This window comes from Cedecea neteri, assembly GCF_000757825.1.
Lineage (GTDB): Bacteria > Pseudomonadota > Gammaproteobacteria > Enterobacterales > Enterobacteriaceae > Cedecea > Cedecea selenatireducens.
In genome coordinates, this window is sequence record NZ_CP009451.1 from 4,749,090 (window position 1) to 4,766,118 (window position 17,029).

20 protein-coding genes are annotated in these 17,029 nt (G+C 48.6%); 12 read left to right on the top strand and 8 right to left on the bottom strand.

Annotated features, from left to right (window positions below; all coding sequences use genetic code 11):
- Positions 1-168 precede the first annotated feature (168 nt).
- Genes JT31_RS22120 through JT31_RS22155 form a run of 8 tightly spaced genes read right to left on the bottom strand, consistent with a single transcriptional unit; the run spans position 169 to position 4,940 of the window.
- Complete coding sequence (locus tag JT31_RS22120; RefSeq protein ID WP_038482280.1) at positions 169-672, bottom strand: lytic transglycosylase domain-containing protein; 504 nt, start codon at positions 670-672, stop codon at positions 169-171.
- A gap of 44 nt (positions 673-716) precedes the next feature.
- Complete coding sequence (locus JT31_RS22125; RefSeq protein WP_052049052.1) at positions 717-1,073, bottom strand: hypothetical protein; 357 nt, start codon at positions 1,071-1,073, stop codon at positions 717-719.
- Positions 1,066-1,746 (bottom strand): hypothetical protein, encoded by a 681-nt coding sequence (locus tag JT31_RS22130; RefSeq protein WP_038482283.1) that lies wholly within the window; start codon positions 1,744-1,746, stop codon positions 1,066-1,068. Before JT31_RS22130 ends, JT31_RS22125 begins: the two co-directional genes overlap by 8 nt.
- Positions 1,727-2,257: a type III secretion protein gene (locus tag JT31_RS22135; protein WP_235212897.1), complete on the bottom strand. Its 531-nt coding sequence runs from the start codon at positions 2,255-2,257 to the stop codon at positions 1,727-1,729. Before JT31_RS22135 ends, JT31_RS22130 begins: the two co-directional genes overlap by 20 nt.
- A 20-nt stretch (positions 2,258-2,277) precedes the next feature.
- Positions 2,278-3,048: a type III secretion system inner membrane ring lipoprotein SctJ gene (gene sctJ / locus JT31_RS22140; protein WP_038482289.1), complete on the bottom strand. Its 771-nt coding sequence runs from the start codon at positions 3,046-3,048 to the stop codon at positions 2,278-2,280.
- Positions 3,048-3,371 carry a type III secretion system inner rod subunit SctI gene (sctI, locus tag JT31_RS22145; protein ID WP_038482293.1) on the bottom strand — a complete coding sequence of 108 codons (324 nt, stop codon included), beginning with the start codon at positions 3,369-3,371 and terminating at the stop codon, positions 3,048-3,050. The genes sctJ and sctI overlap by 1 nt, the downstream gene beginning before the upstream one ends.
- A 50-nt stretch (positions 3,372-3,421) precedes the next feature.
- Complete coding sequence (sctF, locus tag JT31_RS22150) at positions 3,422-3,685, bottom strand: type III secretion system needle filament subunit SctF (RefSeq protein ID WP_038482295.1); 264 nt, start codon at positions 3,683-3,685, stop codon at positions 3,422-3,424.
- Complete coding sequence (locus JT31_RS22155; protein ID WP_200882450.1) at positions 3,678-4,940, bottom strand: PrgH/EprH family type III secretion apparatus protein; 1,263 nt, start codon at positions 4,938-4,940, stop codon at positions 3,678-3,680. Before JT31_RS22155 ends, sctF begins: the two co-directional genes overlap by 8 nt.
- A gap of 468 nt (positions 4,941-5,408) precedes the next feature.
- Between JT31_RS22155 and JT31_RS22160 the strand changes: the two genes are divergently transcribed.
- The 12 genes from JT31_RS22160 (at position 5,409) to sctT (ending at position 17,026) form a co-directional block, all read left to right on the top strand.
- Positions 5,409-6,239, top strand: coding sequence for a helix-turn-helix domain-containing protein (locus JT31_RS22160; protein ID WP_235212898.1), 831 nt, complete (start codon positions 5,409-5,411; stop codon positions 6,237-6,239).
- Complete coding sequence (sctC, locus tag JT31_RS22165) at positions 6,232-8,013, top strand: type III secretion system outer membrane ring subunit SctC (protein ID WP_038482304.1); 1,782 nt, start codon at positions 6,232-6,234, stop codon at positions 8,011-8,013. The genes JT31_RS22160 and sctC overlap by 8 nt, the downstream gene beginning before the upstream one ends.
- Positions 8,014-8,159: 146 nt before the next feature.
- On the top strand, positions 8,160-9,149 hold the full coding sequence (sctW, locus tag JT31_RS22170; RefSeq protein WP_235212899.1) for a type III secretion system gatekeeper subunit SctW: 990 nt from the start codon (positions 8,160-8,162) through the stop codon (positions 9,147-9,149).
- 47 nt (positions 9,150-9,196) lie between these two features.
- Positions 9,197-11,248, top strand: a complete 2,052-nt coding sequence (locus tag JT31_RS22175; protein WP_038482310.1) for an EscV/YscV/HrcV family type III secretion system export apparatus protein — start codon at positions 9,197-9,199, stop codon at positions 11,246-11,248.
- A 12-nt stretch (positions 11,249-11,260) separates the two neighbouring features.
- Positions 11,261-11,668: a surface presentation of antigens, secretory protein invB gene (locus JT31_RS22180; RefSeq protein ID WP_038482313.1), complete on the top strand. Its 408-nt coding sequence runs from the start codon at positions 11,261-11,263 to the stop codon at positions 11,666-11,668.
- A gap of 17 nt (positions 11,669-11,685) precedes the next feature.
- A complete protein-coding gene (gene sctN / locus JT31_RS22185; protein ID WP_038482317.1) occupies positions 11,686-12,981 on the top strand; it encodes a type III secretion system ATPase SctN in 1,296 nt (431 codons plus the stop codon).
- Positions 12,965-13,426 (top strand): hypothetical protein, encoded by a 462-nt coding sequence (locus JT31_RS22190; protein WP_038482320.1) that lies wholly within the window; start codon positions 12,965-12,967, stop codon positions 13,424-13,426. The genes sctN and JT31_RS22190 overlap by 17 nt, the downstream gene beginning before the upstream one ends.
- A complete protein-coding gene (locus JT31_RS22195; protein ID WP_038482323.1) occupies positions 13,407-14,417 on the top strand; it encodes a type III secretion system needle length determinant, SpaN/EivJ family in 1,011 nt (336 codons plus the stop codon). The genes JT31_RS22190 and JT31_RS22195 overlap by 20 nt, the downstream gene beginning before the upstream one ends.
- Positions 14,414-15,337: a FliM/FliN family flagellar motor switch protein gene (locus JT31_RS22200; protein WP_038482326.1), complete on the top strand. Its 924-nt coding sequence runs from the start codon at positions 14,414-14,416 to the stop codon at positions 15,335-15,337. Before JT31_RS22195 ends, JT31_RS22200 begins: the two co-directional genes overlap by 4 nt.
- Positions 15,327-15,998 (top strand): EscR/YscR/HrcR family type III secretion system export apparatus protein, encoded by a 672-nt coding sequence (locus JT31_RS22205; RefSeq protein WP_038482329.1) that lies wholly within the window; start codon positions 15,327-15,329, stop codon positions 15,996-15,998. The genes JT31_RS22200 and JT31_RS22205 overlap by 11 nt, the downstream gene beginning before the upstream one ends.
- Positions 15,995-16,249 carry a type III secretion system export apparatus subunit SctS gene (sctS, locus tag JT31_RS22210; RefSeq protein ID WP_006820278.1) on the top strand — a complete coding sequence of 85 codons (255 nt, stop codon included), beginning with the start codon at positions 15,995-15,997 and terminating at the stop codon, positions 16,247-16,249. Before JT31_RS22205 ends, sctS begins: the two co-directional genes overlap by 4 nt.
- Before the next feature lie 12 nt (positions 16,250-16,261).
- Entirely contained in the window at positions 16,262-17,026 is a 765-nt protein-coding gene (gene sctT / locus JT31_RS22215; protein WP_038482334.1) for a type III secretion system export apparatus subunit SctT, read from the top strand.
- Positions 17,027-17,029: the final 3 nt, after the last annotated feature.

A 17,029-nucleotide genomic window follows, 5' to 3' on the forward strand; every position in this document is an offset into this window, starting at 1 on the left:
GATATTATTGTTTTGAAATTTATTAGCAGACAACAATTAAACAGCGCAATGAACTTTTTTTGTCAGTGGTTTTTTAGTCGTTCACCTGTTGAAGTTTATCGACTTTGCTGCCTCATCATTCTGATGCAAAAACGCAAGTAAGATGCTTGCGTTATTTCTTACTCCTCGTTATCGACAGACGAAACGCTCGCGGATGCCTTCTTGTCTGGCCACTTCTATTTTATCAATGACCGCTGTTTGATGTGCAATCAGGGAAATGATTTTTTTGACATACCTGTCATGATGCACCGGCGTCTTAGAATGATAGTTACCGATTCCATCCCACGTATAGCCATAGCGCTCAATACTTTGCTTGAGCACCCAGGCACCTGAAAAAACATTAGCGCAGCTATTCTCTCGCAACAACGTTTCATCAATGCCCAGTGACTTTAAGGCCTTAAAATGCACCGTGTTAATTTGCATAATGCCAACATCAACGGTGCTGTTTGTATTGCGATTCATAGCCTGCTGACGGTTTCTGGACTCTTGCCAAATAATAGCCTTAATCAGCAGAGGGTTAATCTGGAAGCACTGCGCGGCTTCGACAATGCAATCAACCTTTTGTGCTGTAGCAAAAGGGGAGAACAAAAGAGACAAGGTTAAAGCAACGGGCGTAAATGATTTTATTTTCATGATTTGTATGCCCGGCACTATGCCGGGATTAATAGCAAAGAAGATTATAACGACGGATCGCTGTCGGTCTCGGTAAAGCTTTTATACATCATATTATTAAAAAACATATTCACGCCGAGCAGCTGGAAGGTGCGCTTGTCCAGCACGTTGTTCGCATAATCTTTGTACTCATCGGTATTGCGCAAATAGGTATCGGAATAGAGCAACGCCTCGTTCAATTGATGCATCGATACGTTCTTATCGGGGGAAAGTGCCCGCATTTGATCCATCATATCGCTCAGCTTGTCGTCGGGCTTATTTTGCTGGAAATAGTGGAGCACTTTATCGTTAAAGCTCTCCTCCGACGATTCACCGTCTTTAACGTACGGTGAGGAAGAGGCAATACTGTTGATGCTACTCATTGTTTTCATCCTTATCTGAGTTGACGGTTTCTGAAGGCATCCGGTGGCTCATAGCGATGAGTTTCCCAGCCAGATTGCGAAGCATGTCGGGCGTCAGGTTGTTGATAGTTTCATTAAAACCGGCGGTCTTTTCATCCGCCTGCTGTAGCCACGTACGGCAAAGCGTTTCACTAGGAAAGCGCACCGCATCCATGTCATTTTGCACGGTGATGTGATTATCATCGGTATACAGGTAGTTCGAGATATCCGCGCCGTCCGGCAGTTTTACCGCTCGGGGAATAATGATGCGCAGCGCTTTCTGATGCCCGCACTGTTCCTGAAGGTGATGGATAATGCGCTCAACGATCATCGGATCGTGTAGGGACTGATTGAGCGCCGTGGCGATCTGCTGGCGAAAAACCTCCTGCCGCTTTTGCTGCTGGCGCTGATACTCGTCAAGCAGCGTCACCAGCTGCGAGAAAAATAGCTCAAAGCCGGTCTGGAACGCTTGCCTTTCACAGCTTTCACGCAGCCTGACCGTCTGTAACTCATACTCGGCATGAATTTCACTGCAGCGATTTAGGGTACGTTCCAGCGCCACGGTCATCTGCTGATGGCGGGTTCGCTCAGAAGATTTAATCACCGCGAGGCGATGCAGATCTTCGGGTAACTCATTAATAATAATGGTGCGCATAGATGAAGGCCATTCGTAGCAAATTAATGTGGTTTAGCGTTTTGGGGGCCGCGAATTGCGCAAGCGCCATGCCGGAAGGGAAGTGCAGCATCAGACGCTGTCGCAGCGCGGCAGGTAACCCTGGGAACTGCCCCAGAAGGAACGTTGCGCCGCAGGAAGCGGTATCAAACGGGGTATCGGCTTCATCAAGCGTTACCTCGTGAAGCAGCGGCAAAGAGATAAAGGCCAGCAGACGTGGATCAGACATCAGCACAGCGCCCATTTCAGGCAGTCTGTTCCGCTGCAGATAGCCACCAACCAAATGTGCAGCAAGGGGGATCAGATGCCAGTGCGAAAGCAATAGCGAACACGTGGCTTCGTCGGGCTGCCAGCGTGCGGGTAGGTCAGAGAGTTTGCCGTGCCTCAGCAGCCAGAAATTAAGTAGCCTTTCCGCTCGGATTTCACTCGCCCGGAATATCTCCGGCAGGTGGCTGCGATGCGTGTAGCTTGCCGGGGCGTATAAAATGGACATTATGCGCGGATCTCCGACTCTCATGATTTTGCGGCCTCGTCTTCAATCAATTCGGCAGCGTTATCCTGGGTTGAAGGCGGGCGGCGGCTAAGCTTATAGAGCATGAAGCCCGCCGTGCCGGCTGCGCACAAAGCCATCGCGGAAAAGAGGATAATCCACAGGGCAGGGATGCTGGCGGGTACTTTGGTCGGCGCAACGTACTGGATAACCGGGGCGGGGAACAGAACTACCGAAATATTCTCGTAGCGCACGTCATCGAAACTATTTTTGATTAACGTTTTGATCTGCGAGATAAACAAATTATCGTCAATCTCGCCTTTATAGGAAATAAGCACGCCGACGTGGCCGGTGGCTTTTTTTCCGCTCGTATCGTTATTAAAGGGGGGATAGCTGACGTGAACGCGCGCATTAACGACCTGAGCTATCATGCGCAGCGATTGCTCAAGCCGCTGCTCCTGTAATGAGAGTACGCGAGCCTGCTCGGCGTTGGGTGAAGCAACCAGAGAGCTGTCCGGAAAAGCCTGCCCTATCTGAACGTCAGCGGCCCACGGCAGCTGGTACTGATTAATGATAGACAGCGCGGCGGTACTTTCAGACTCCCCGACCGAGACGGTATAGCCAGCCTTAAGATTGCCGTCCTTTTTCGCTGAAATATTATGCTGCTGCAGAATAGCCAGAACCTGGTTGGCCTGCTCCTGAGTAAGGTTGAAGAGTAGGTTCTCGTCATTACAGGCGCTAAGCATAAAAGTTAACAGCACGGCAGCGAGGACGCGTAAATATTTGTTCATCATTATTGCGATTTTTCCAGGGTTTCTATGGTGCTCACCGCCTTGCGTGCGAGAGTACTCACCAGGGAAACGTAGTTACTGTATTCACCAATATAGTTTTGTAGCATCTGTAGCTTCTCCGGATTGCTGGTGTAATGCGGAGATTGGCTAAGGGTATTAATCACATTTTTAAACTGCGCGTCGGTTTCGCTGACTTTAGTAAACGTGCTGGACACTAAATTATTAAAATTTCGATCGTGAACGCTTACGGATAGGTTATCTTCAGGGTTGATGGTATTTGGCGAGAGCCGGGTTAATGCCGACAGGGCTTCATTAAATTGACTCATAATTACTCCACGGTAGAAAAGGGTACGAGAGCGACACGTACCCGGGTTAATTAACGGAAGTTTTGAATAATGGCCGCGCCAATATCTTTATAGGCTTTTACGGTACTTGTCTGGGCGTTACGAAACAGCGTGTATTGCTGTAGCTTCGACTGATAATTGGCCAATACGGCTGGGTCAGACGGGTCGGCTTTTAATTCAATTTCAGCTTTAGCTAATTCGTCCATCATTTTTTTAGCACCTGCTTCGAAGCCGGCAGATACTTCATCCAGATAATAGCCATTGTTATCCACAGTAGACGCGTTTGTGTTAGCCATTTAAGTCTCCTTGTTTTAGGGGAAAGTACCAATGACGAGGGTTCAAAAACAGATAGCCATTAGAAGAGTCAATATATGACTTATCCTGTAACCAGTTTTCGTCGAGATTAATTGAAAAATTAATCACGCGGTTTCCCCATTGGTGATTGAACTGTTTAATGAAATGCTGCAAAGAACGTAGAGCGCTGTCGCTCAGGGCATCACGAACCACCAAAGCATAACCGCTAGTGGAATTGATTTGGCGGTAGTAAATATGCAAACGATCAAGGCCCTGGCGAGCTTCCTGTAATAACTGAGCTTTAGTTTTTACCAGGACTTTGATGTCGAGAGCAAAAGGGATTTTTTGTAAAACAATAGCCTTGAAGTTTTTTTCTTCCTGTAGGGTTAATCCTCTGTAAAGTGCAATTGTCGGGTGCTGAGGTTTGGAATAGTCAATTTGTAAAACGGGGTAACCCGCATTCGCCAGCTGCGTAATGACTTCATTTCTTTGCTGCGTTAACCAAACAGGAACCACGCTGTCCTTGCCCTGCAATTTGAACAGTGCTTCCCGCGTCCATTCCATTGCCTGAAAGTTCTGAATAAGAACGTAGATAAGATTATTATCACGGCCACGAACAATATCCACAGGCATCGGTGCGCCCGCCAGTGCTTCATTTAATGTTAAAACCTGGCGATCGCTTTCCAGTTTTTTATACCAGATAACGCCTGCGGTAATCACAAGGAGTAAGAGAATAATTGAACCGAAAACAAGAGCATGATTTTTTTTTGCATTAAACTCTTCCAGCTTTTCCTGTTCGCTGAATTCAGCATCGAGGGTCGGGGGAAGATTGAAGTTTTTAATATCTTCAGGCCACTCATCTTCGCTACGTTTGATGGCAAAGCGGATGTGCTCATGCACGAAAACTTCATTTTCCTTTAGCAGCGCCGGGTAGCTTCTATCGACCCCCTGTACTTCAAGACGATATCCTTCTTCCGATTCTTCATCCTGGAAAAGAGCCGACAAACGCAAGATAATGTTGGGTGACGGCATATCACAGGGTAGGTAAAGCGTATTCTGCGTGTAGGCTGCGGCATGCTCTCCGGGCGACATCGTTCCCGTGGCGTTATCCTGGAGTGCAAGCCCCGGGTTGATGATGAGAAAGTAATCGTCTGCTGGAAGGTGGAGTTCACAGCCAAACATGGGTCCAAACAGCACCTTCAGGGTGAATTTTTTCAGTGCCTCTGGTACAGGCATATCATCGTTTAATTCGTTCATGTTGCTGTTCATAGAAAGGGCCATTAATAATGTAAAACAAGCAATCGTACGAGCATGACTCGTGTGATTTTATTTTAATCTGCACTACAACTTCCTAATGCTAAGCCGTTCCATTTAATAGAAACGATTTGAAAAGCAATGAAGTGCCTCGCGAATGAAAAACATTATTCCATAGCGATGGGTTTATTTGACAGTATATGGATAACACACATCCGTTCAGGTGACGCACTGTAGCGCTACTAATTATTAAACTCAATGTTGTTTGTTGATTTTTTGTTGAAGATTTCTTTATGGTGTTTATTCTTTTTTTATCTCTTTCGACTTGCGTTGACGAGCAAGAATTTTCTGATAAATTCACCGGCACTTAGAGGCGCTGTATTAGAGTGCTTAAATATTATTTCTAAACACAAACTGAGGTAAGAGAAAACTATGCTAGTTAGCAATGCTCAATGCCATCAGAAAAACATAATGCGGCAACGCGTAAATGATAGCGCAAATGCGGAAATGCCGCTTTACGTGAATGACGCATGTATCGATTTAAATAACGGCGTGTTGTTTGCTCGACCGCTAAATAGTGAGTCCATTATGAGCGTATCTCCCTCAGGTGAACTGAGGGAGAACTATGACGATCGTCTGAATAATATTCTTCAACCCATTGTGCTATCGACCCTGGATAACATGGAGATTGCATTCCGGGGTGACTGGATGGTTGAAATACTGTCGATGTCACAGGCCACCACGCTGTTTTCATTCCTGGATTATCAGGCTAAATCTCGCAGCGTTATCACCGAGGCGCGCGTGGGGGAGACGAATACTTCGTTACTGATGCATACCGAGCGGAATCTGGCAATTTTAGTGGGCGATGAATGCAAATCGCTGATGGGGATGTTGATTTTTACATTATTAAAGCCCCAGGATCGCCGCCTGGAAAATCTCTTTTCGTTTGTCAGGAATGTCGAAAGCTATTGGATTGCCCATTTCCTGTTATCTCAGGTAATGAATGAAGATAAAGAGAGTGACAGTCATAAGATTGGTAATGCCAGTAAGATCTACGGCGTATCTGAATCCTATTTCAGGAAGCTTTGCCACCATGCTTTTACCCGGGGGCCAAAAAAACAGTTACGCCTTTGGCGAGCGGCGCACAGTGCCCTGCAGTTGATTGAAAAAGATCACTCAATTGCGGCTATCGCAGGAAATAACGGCTATGCGTCGTCGTCTCATTTTTCGAGTGAAATAAAATCACTGTTTGGCATTACGCCGAGGGAGTTTAAAAAATTGGAAGGCTTGCTTCATGAATAAGATGGTTGCGAAATTGCCGGTCCGCTATCTGCCGTATTTATTGCTGGGAGTATTGAGCTGTAATTCGGCGGTCGGCGCATTGTTGGATACCCAGGATTACTCGGGTGGCCCAGTCGATGTCCGTAACGGTTCGCGGGATGACGAAAATACCTATGTCGCCAGTAATAACAGCGTTCAACAGCTATTTTTTGTGATCGGTGGCGCGCTGAATAAACCTTTTGTTGTCAGTACGGAGGCGGCCAAAAAGCGGGTTTCAGGGAATTTCGATCTTAGTAAGCCGAAGGCGCTGTTAAATACCTTAGCGTCACGTACCGGACTTATCTGGTATGACGATGGCAGCTCCGTGTACGTTTACGATGCCAGCGAAATCAAAAGCAGCATTGTGCGCTTGTCCTATGCGCCGTTTGACCGGCTGGTTGCATTTATCAAGTCGTCAGGGCTGTACGACGCTCGTTTCCCGCTGCGTTCAGACGGGCGTTCTGGCTCTTTTTATGTCTCAGGGCCGCCGGTCTATGTCGAACTTATCGCGGCGGCCGCAAAGTATATTGATGCAACCTATGCCCGTCCCGGCACGGGTGAAAACACGATCCGCGTGATCAAGCTTAAAAACACTTTTGTGAACGATCGCACTTTTACCCAGCGCGACAGCCCTATCACCGTGCCGGGCGTTGCGACGGTGCTGAACCAGCTGCTGAATAATTCAGGCGATAGCCGTGGCGGACGTTCAGCCCCGGCCGGGGCGAACATCACCGTAGATAATGATACGCGAGGCGCGCTTGAGGCCGCTTCGGCCACACAAAAGGGAAATTTTCCGCCGTTGCCTTCATTTAATTCGGGGTCATCGGCGAAGCGGGAGTACGAGTCAGATTCCCTCGGCCAATCGTCGATCAATATTGTCGGCTATTCGGATACCAACAGCTTGCTCATTCAGGGTTCCGAAAGGCAGGTGAGTTTTGTTGAGGATTTAGTCAGCGCAATTGATGTCCCTAAACAGCAGATACAGCTGTCGCTATGGATCATTGATATTTCGAAGGATGATATTAACGAACTGGGGATTCGCTGGCAGGGTGCGGCAAAAATAGGCAATACCGGGGTGACTTTTAATACCAGTTCGCTGACTCCGGAAAACAGCATTCATTTTCTGGCGGACGTATCCGCACTTGCGCAAAAAGGCAATGCGCAGGTGGTTTCACGTCCGGAGATCCTGACTCAGGAAAATGTTCCGGCGCTATTTGATAATAACAGCAGCTTTTACGCCAAGCTGGTAGGTGAGCGTAACTCCTCACTCGAAAAGATTACCTACGGCACCATGATTAGCGTATTGCCGCGTCTGGCGCAGCGCCAGCAGGAGATTGAGATGATCCTGAATATTCAGGATGGCGGCCTGCCTCTCAACTCTGAGGGTAAAACCGAAAACGTCGACAGCCTGCCAATGGTGAATAACACCCAGATAAGTACCGAGGCGCGCGTGCCCGTGGGATATAGCCTGTTGGTCGGTGGCTACAGCCGCAACCAGGATGAACATCACAGCGTGGGCATCCCGCTCCTGCGCGACATTCCTGTGTTGGGCAAGCTGTTTGATTACAGCTATACCAGCCACAAGAAAATGGTTCGCTTATTCCTCATTCAGCCAGGTTTACTGGCAAGCGGCGAAACCTGGCAGGGTCGGGGACCGGAGGAAAATAACCCCGTGCTGGGCCGAACATGGGTGGGGAACGAGGTCACGTTGAAATCGACGGTCTCCATGTTACGTGAAACGATGAAAAACAATTAAGGACCAGGTGAGTTATGGACATTCGTTCTGTTGCTGGCGTTGACTTTAATCGCATTGAACCGCAAATCCCGGAAAACCGTAGCGCCGCAGGCCAGCCCGTATTTGATGCGGGCGAAGAAGCGCTGCCTGTTAATTTGCAGGAAGAGATGAGTAATGCCGCAGAGGAAATGGCCGATCTCCTCAGCGCATTTGGTCGCTTTAGCAAAGCCGGGCGTAAAAACGACAGTACAGATAACGATTTTGTCTCCTCTATGCTTGAGGATCTGGCAGATGAAAAGCTGGACACATTAATTAAGCATGTGGCCAAACTGCGTGATCTCAATAACCTATTGAACTTCGCCCGCCAGCTTTTCCCGAATGACAGCGATTTAATGCTCGCGCTGCGTGAAATGCTGTTGAGCCGCCAGCTGTCTGAACTTCAGAAGAAGAAAATCAAAGAAGCGATCGCCGATTTAGAAAAATTTGGCGACACCAAAAAAATGCAGTCAGGAATGAACGTAGGTCGCCTGGCAAAACGGTTCAGTGACGGTAGCGGTGACAGACCGCTGTCGGCAAAGGACCTGCGCAATAGCTATCTTAATTTTCTTGAACTAGAGATGCCCGCAGGCTTTATCTACAAAGACTGGATTGATGTTTACGGTTATCAGAACAGAACGCGTTTATTGGCCTTCACGCTGTCGGCGCTGATTGCTGATATGAAGGCCAATGAACCCGGTATTCATTCTTCTGAATTTGGCCCACTCAGCGCAAAACTCTCCGATGCACGCCTGCTCCACACGCTGGACCAGCTGCTAAATGAAAGTTTTGCTAAGTTCCCATTTCGGGGACAGATGAGAAACAATCAGCTGATGCTGGGCGAGGCGGATATTGTAGGGCTTTATATAGCGGGCCTGGTGGATACTGACGACTTTAAATTGGCGTTAAAAGAGTTCAGTAAAAACTTTATGTCATTGCTGCTGCTCAAGCAGCGGTCGATGGTCATTCAAGAACTGCGCAATGTTTATAATATGACGCCTGAGTTTCTCTTCGTCGATACGCTATATCGGGAAGTTATTGTCAATCATCTGGCTGCTTTGCTGCGTAAAATGCTCGAAAAAGAGAAAAATACCGGCATCTGGAATGAATATTACAAATAGTCGCAGGCAAACTAGTTTGTCTGCCATGGATAGATGTGCAACTACTCATGCTTAGAAGATTTATTCTCGAAATTCGTAACAGGCCAGAGCTTATTATCTTAACGATAATGGTTATGGTCGTGGTGATGTTGATTATCCCGTTGCCGACATACCTGGTTGATTTCCTTATTGGACTTAACCTGACGATGGCACTGCTGATTTTTTTGGGTTCTTTTTATATTACAAGGATTTTGGATTTTTCGACTTTTCCATCAATTCTGCTCATTAGTACGATATTCCGTCTGGCAATCTCTATCAGTACCAGTCGTCTGGTGCTGGCGGATGCCGACGCCGGGGAAATTATTGCCAGCTTCGGGGAGTTCGTCATTGCGGATAACCTGGTGGTGGGCTTTGTTATCTTCTTTATCGTGACTATCGTGCAGTTTATCGTCATCACTAAAGGGTCGGAGCGCATCGCGGAAGTGGCTGCTCGCTTCTCTTTAGATGCCATGCCGGGCAAACAGATGAGCATTGATGCTGACCTCAAGGCAGGGGTTATCGATGAAAAAGAAGTCAAGCGTCGCCGCAGCGATCTTGAAGCTGAAAGCCAGTTATACGGCGCGCTTGATGGTGCGATGAAGTTTATTAAGGGCGACGCCATCGCGGGGATCATTATAATCTTCGTGAACTTATTGGGTGGAATAGCGGTAGGCACATTACAGCACGGCATGGATTTATCTCATGCGATGTCTGTGTTTACTTTATTGACCATCGGCGATGCTCTGGTTGCACAAATTCCGGCGCTGTTAATCTCCATAAGCGGCGGCCTGATCGTCACCCGCGTAAATAACAGTGAGAATACGAACCTCGGCGCAAAAATCTTGCAGGATATGTTTCATAATAAATTTATCCTGCTTGTTACGGCCGTATTGGCTATTGCTCTGGGGCTATTGCCGGGCTTTCCGTTGCCGGTCTTCGTTCTGCTGGCAGCTTTACTATTAGGCATATTCATCAAGGATAAGCTTGATGCTAAAAAAGGTAAAAAGCCGACAGTTAATTCTGTAGAGGAAGATGAAGAACCGGTACTGAGAAGCAAACCGGTGATGATCGACGGGGAGTACATTCCAGAAACGATTCCGCTCATCATTACCGCCTGGAAAGGCTACGAGGACTATTTCCAGGAGCATAATTTGTGCTCATTGCTCAAACGTAATTTCTTTATTGAGTACGGCGTTCGTCTGCCGGAAGTGGTGATGAACTACGACCAGCAAATGGTGCGCGGCAAGCTAACGGTTGCAATCAATGAAATTCAGGTTGCCACGTATGACATTTTACCGGGCATGTGCAAAGTGCTGATGCGTGGTGACGAGCTGCAGGTTATTGACTCTACCGTGCAGGCGGTAGAAACGGCTCAGGGTTTCGCTTATTGGATACCTGAAGAACGGAGTGAAACCGCCTTACAGCTTGGTTTTTATTCAAGAATGGCGATCGATGAGTTCTATGCCTGCGTCTCAACGTTGCTGGTGCACAATATTTCCGAGTTCTTCGGCATTCAGGAGGCCAAAACACTGCTTGACGATTTGGAGAAAAAATATCCTGAGTTACTCAAAGAGTGTTATCGAAATAATACCGTGCAGCGTATTACCGAAGTTTTCCAGCGGCTATTACAGGAGCGGATTTCTATCCGCAATATGCGTCTGATTCTTGAGGCCTTAGTTCAATGGGCGCCTAAGGAAAAGGACCCTATTATGCTGGTGGAGCACGTTCGCAGCGTGTTATCACGTTATATCTCTAACCGCTTTGCGGCCAACGGGCAGATTCGTACCCTGGTTATGTCGCACGATATGGAAAGCCTGGTTCGTGGTGGAATTCGCCAAACTTCTGGCGGGACATTTATCAATCTGCCGCCACCGGAAACTGAAAGTATTATCAGAAGCCTCGAGCAGTGCATTAGCAGCAATGGCGCTAACGCTCGCGATATTATTTTGATGGTGTCACTGGATATTCGTCGCTTTGTGAAAAAAATCATTGAAGGAAGCTACCCGGAAATGGAAGTGCTCTCTTATGGCGATGTTGCATCCGGCGTGGATGTTGATGTCATTGGTTCGTTAGAAAATTAATTGAGGTAATAAATGAAATACGACGTTGTTGCACTGCTTTCCACCATGCTTAACGATGCCGGGATGGCTGATATTCTGGATAGCGATCTGAGCAACCACTCAACCATCTCTCTGAATATGAAAGATGATATTCCAACTATTCACGTCAGAAGTGAAGATGATGAAGTATGGGTGTGGGCGAAAATTGTTGAGCAGGCTCCAGCCTCTTTAAGCTATTGCAGCGCGAGCCTTTTACCGCTGATGCTTAATCATAACGAAGAGTATTTTTACACCGGACAGCCGTGTTTATACCCTGTTGACGGGAATATTGAACTGCGTGCTCAGGTGAAAGAAAAATACCTGCAGGCGCCGGATGATTTTTTATCGATGCTGGATAACTACCTGAGTATTTTGCAGGAATACCGCGCTGTTCTGGTTTAATTACTGAGGTTCACACAATGGTAGCCCAATGCCTGGTTCATCTGGCACACCCGTTACGTATTCAGGGAAATGTGATTGAAGCGCATTTGCCGGGGACGCGCATCGGTGAGATATGCGAGATTCAGAAATCATTACTTGAACCCGAAGTGCTGGGGACGGCCCAGGTGATTGGGTTCAATAAGGAGCATACGTTACTGAGCTTGCTTAATGATAATCAGGGCTTTTCACGCAGCAATGTCCTGCTGCCGACCGGCAAGCCTTTTCGTATCGATGTTCATAAAAATATCGCCGGGGCAATCATTGACGCAACCGGTACTGTTCGCGGGCGCCTGGACAACGCCGTACAGCAGAGTTTGACCGGTGCGCAAAGCCTGGAGGCCTGCGGGGCGCCTAAAGATTTTACCCAGCGTAAGCCTATCGATGAATCTCTGGCGACCGGCGTCAGGGCAATTGATGGCCTGCTGACCTGCGGCCAGGGGCAGCGTATGGGGATTTTTGCGGCGGCGGGATGCGGCAAAACCTCTTTGATGAGCATGATCGTTGAACATTCCGAAGCGGATATCTACGTCATCGGGCTTATTGGCGAACGTGGACGTGAAGTCACCGAGTTTGTTGAAGAGCTGAAACGTTCGTCGCGCTGTTCACAGATCGTGCTGGTTTACGCAACGTCAGATCGTTCCTGCGTTGAGCGCTACAACGCGGCGCAAATTGCCACGACGATAGCCGAGTTCTTTAGCGAGCAGGGTAAAAACGTACTTTTGTTTATAGACTCGATAACCCGCTATGCGCGAGCGCTGCGTGATGTGGCGCTAAGCATGGGAGAGCTGCCCGCCCGAAGAGGCTACCCGGCATCCGTATTTGAGGCCTTGCCGAAATTACTGGAGCGGCCAGGACGGTTTTTAACCGGTTCCATCACCGCCTTTTATACGGTGCTGATTGAAAATGAGGAAGAGTCGGATGTCATTGGCGATGAAGTTCGCTCGATTCTTGACGGGCATATTTATCTCAGCAAAAAGCTCGCTGCGAAGGGACACTATCCGGCGATTGATATTATGCAGAGCATTAGCCGAGTATTTTTACAGGTAACCGACCCGGAACACCGTCAGCTAGCAAAACGCTTTCGTGAATATCTGGTACGTCAAAAAGAGATGCAGCTCTATCTGGATCTCGGCGAATATCGACGCGGTGAGAATCCGGAAAACGATGCCGCTTTTGATCGCAAAAACCAGATGGAAGCTTTTCTCCAACAAAGCATGGACGAAAAAACCGACATGCAGGCCTGTCTGGAAAGGTTATATGGAAGCGTGGCGTAAAGGGCGCGAATTTGTCTCCCTGCTAGAGCGCAAACAACAAATTCTGCAGGGCGATATCGTAAAAACGGAAAACCGGTTAACGGAAATAAGGCTGACAATTGCAGAGCATCAGCAGGAATGCGCGGATATCAACCAGCAGATAAAAATGTTAACCCCTTCCGGCTTACACAGCCGTGCGGATATTTATAAGGGAATAAGACAGCAGGGGGCTTTATTGACTCACCAGCAGTTGGTTCTTCATAAAATAAATCAGCTGGAAAATGAAAAATATAATCTGGAGAACAACCTTGAACAGCATCGCGTCGCAATGAGCCTGCTCGATAAAAAGCACTACAAGCTTTCCTATTATTTGCAGCCGCTGCGCCGCGAATATATACGTCGCTGCGACAATAATGCAGAAAACGAAATTCAGGAGATTGCGGGTTATGGTAGAAAAAGTTTCTGAAGTCAGTATGAGCGTTGCGATGAAGGGGGATTCAACGCCGGATGACAACGCGCTGTTAAAACATATTGCGAAAAAGAAAAAGCAGGCTGAGGGCGGTGAGAATATTTCGCTGGCCGCCATGCTACCGCCGGGGGCGCTGGTTCGGTTAACAACGCCCTTAGCGCAGGGGGGAGGCCTGCAGAAAACCGAAAAGCAGGCGGCAAAAGAAGTCGCTGCCGCCTCTTTGGGCCTTGCCGCCGATGCACGTCAGACGAAGAAGGGCGATGGCCTGCGTCGGCAGGTGGCGTTGGCCGTTGCTGGCCAGATGGCTACGCCGAACGCAGGCAAAAACTCCGTCGTCGTCCAAAAAGGTGAGGTCACCGGCCCGTTAAGCAGCAGGGCTGCGGCGAGCGCATCCAGACCCGAGGGGCAATCCACCACGCCTGTCGCCGTAAACGTTGCAACAAAACTTCATCAATCCACCACGGCTCAGCACCCTCAGGCTGCGGCCGTAGTAAACCCGGGCATCGTCACTACATCTGCCCCGGAGGCTGAAGCGGGCCGCCAGGACAAGCCGTTACGAATAAAGGAAGATTCTGGCGAAGCAAGGCCGCTTTGGCAGGGGGCGAAGCAGCCGGAGAACGTGGTGCCAAAGCAGGGCGAAACAGCGGCACAAAGCAGAAATAGCCCCGCAACGCTCCAGCAGCTGAAGACTCAGGCCGGTTTGGAAAGCGGGGTGAAAGGCGGAAACGAAGGCCAGACGCTCGAAGTGAACTACCAGTTTCAACGCTGGTCCGGCGACCATTCGGTCAGAATTTCGGTGCCAACCGAAGCACGCCGGGAAGGGAATGTCACTTTGCTTCCTTCCGATGCTCGTGCAGCGGATGTGCTGCTCCGCAATATGGGCCATTTGACGAGTCTCAGCCCCGACCTCCTACGCCCACAGCAGGATCGAGATGAACAGCAACAGCAGCGGCGGCAGCAGCAACAGCAGGATGAGGATCAGGAATGAGTTTGAGAGGTCATTTACGCAAGCTTGACGGCCGCCAGCTGGCGCTTGAGCTGTTGCGTAACCATCACCCCGGCAGCGAGATCGCTGAGTTTAGCGGGCAGGAGCGCTACCTGCAGGTGCAGCTTGAGGATAAGCAGGGCAGCCGGGCGCAGGCCTGGCTTAGCGTTGACGCCTGGCTCGAATATATGGATGCCCACCTGCCCGATATCCCCTGGTCGGAGGTTCCCCTCAACTATCTGACGCGCTGGTTAAACCATCTCGAACTGAGCTTTTTGGTCGAGGAGCAGGTGTGGGATGCGGTACAGATTGCGCTACCCGCCGGCGCCCTGCCGGAAAAGGCGCTTGCGATCCCCGCAGAGCCTTGCCAACTGCTGTGTCTTGACTGGCCACAGAGCGGGGACCGCGTATTGCATGTCCCGGCCATCTCTGCCAATCAGGTGCCTTTCCAGCTGAACTACGTGTTGGGATTCAGCCAGCTCTCCCTTGCCCAGTTAGCAGACGTGGCTGCAGGGGATTTGCTGCTGATAAAACAGAAATTGCCCCACCTGGCGGTAGGCGATCGTCGACTTTTTAAACTGAGTTATTACCCCGATCGGGAGGTTATTGTGGAAGAGCAGTTAGAAGAGCATTACCAGGAATATTATGAAGATGAGGTTTTGCACGACTGGACAAGCCTGCCCGTCAATATTGAATTTGTGCTGGAAGGCCGGACGGTGACCCTGGCGGAATTAGATACAATAACGCCGGGCACGTCATTGGCGCTGACCCCAGAAGCGGAACAGAATATTAAAATCTACCTCAACAAAAAGCTATTTGCCCGCGGTGAGCTGGTAGCTCTGGAGAACGGATCTCTGGCGGTGGAGGTTAATCACGTGAACCCGACTCTGCCAGGTAACAGGGTACAGCCTGATGTTGAGTAATGATATTTCTTTAATTGCGTTATTGTCGTTTTTCACCTTATTGCCTTTTATTATTGCCGGGGGAACCTGCTTTATTAAGTTCTCCATTGTGCTGGTGATGGTGCGCAATGCCCTCGGGATCCAACAGGTACCTTCGACCTTAACCTTAAATGGTGTAGCGCTTATTTTAAGCGCTTTTGTCATGATGCCGGTGTGTCAGAAAATTTCCGGCTATATAGAAGAAAACCATATCGACTTCAATGACAGCAGTTCGGTAACGCAACTTATGGATCAGGGATTGGGAAGTTACCGGGCGTATCTGGTGAATTATTCCGATCATGACTTAATCCGCTTTTTTAATAAAGTACAGCAGCAAAGAACCGGTGAGCCGGAGCCTGAAGTGGAAGACCATGAATTAACGGACCTGCCGCTCATGACCCTGATGCCAGCCTATGCGCTAAGCGAAATTCAAAGCGCATTTAAAATTGCGTTTTATCTTTACGTCCCGTTTGTGGTCATCGATATGGTGGTTTCCAGCATCCTGCTGGCGTTGGGGATGATGATGATGAGCCCGGTGACCATTTCGATTCCTATTAAGCTCATTCTGTTCGTGTCAATGAACGGTTGGAGTTTGTTAACCAAAGGACTGATCGCCCAGTACGCCGATCTGATGACATCATGAGTAATGTATTATTTATTGGCAATTCCGCGCTGCTCGTTGTGCTGAAGCTAACGGCGGTACCTATCGCCTTTGCTACCATCGTTGGCATTATCGTTGGCCTGTTTCAGACCATCATGCAAATTCAGGAACAAACGCTGCCTTTTGGGTTAAAAATGCTGGCGGTGTTTGCCAGCATTTTTATGCTGATGGAGTGGTTTTCAGCCGAAATGATGAATTTCGCCACTCAGGCTTTTTATATGGCTTTTCGTTAAAACGGAAAATATATGCTGTTTGTGGCGTTCTATCTTAATTTTCAGCACAGCGTGCTGACTTTTGTCATCGTTTACGCGCGGTTGGCAATCGTCTTTTATATGCTTCCGGTACTGGGCGAACGGGTTCTATCAAATCTGATTATTAAAAACACGATTATCTCTCTGACGATTATTGGTCTTTGGCCCTGCTTTGAAACAGTAGTAAGCCCGGAGCAGGGCTGGCTTATTATTATAATTAAAGAATGTATTATCGGGTTAATTTTAGCGTTTACGCTGTGTATGCCTTTCTGGGTAGTCATCGGCCTCGGTGAAATTCTTGATAACCAACGCGGCGCGACCATCAGTGACAGTATCGACCCGGTTAACGGGGTGCAAAGCTCGATATTATCAGGTTTTCTAAACTTTGCTTTCGGTGCTATTTTTTTTGCCAGCGGAGGCATGCGGCTACTTATGGAAGTGATGGTGCAAAGCTATCAAATGCTTCCACGAGGGAGTTCCTTAGAAGGTGTTCACTGGGAACAGGCCGGACACCTGCTGGTGGTATTGATGCAAAACAGCATTCTCCTTGCTGCGCCGGTGATGTTAGTGATGATGATCGCCGAAATGTTGCTCGGCGTGTTTGCGCGTTATTGCCCGCAGCTCAACCCTTTTTCACTGTCTCTAACCATTAAAAGCTTTATCGCCTTCGCAGTTTTCCTTTTCTACGGCTTTCACTCGCTGTCTGAGAAACCGCTGCACATGTTCTCGCTTTCAGGTTTTCAGCAATTCCTTCCCTGAGGA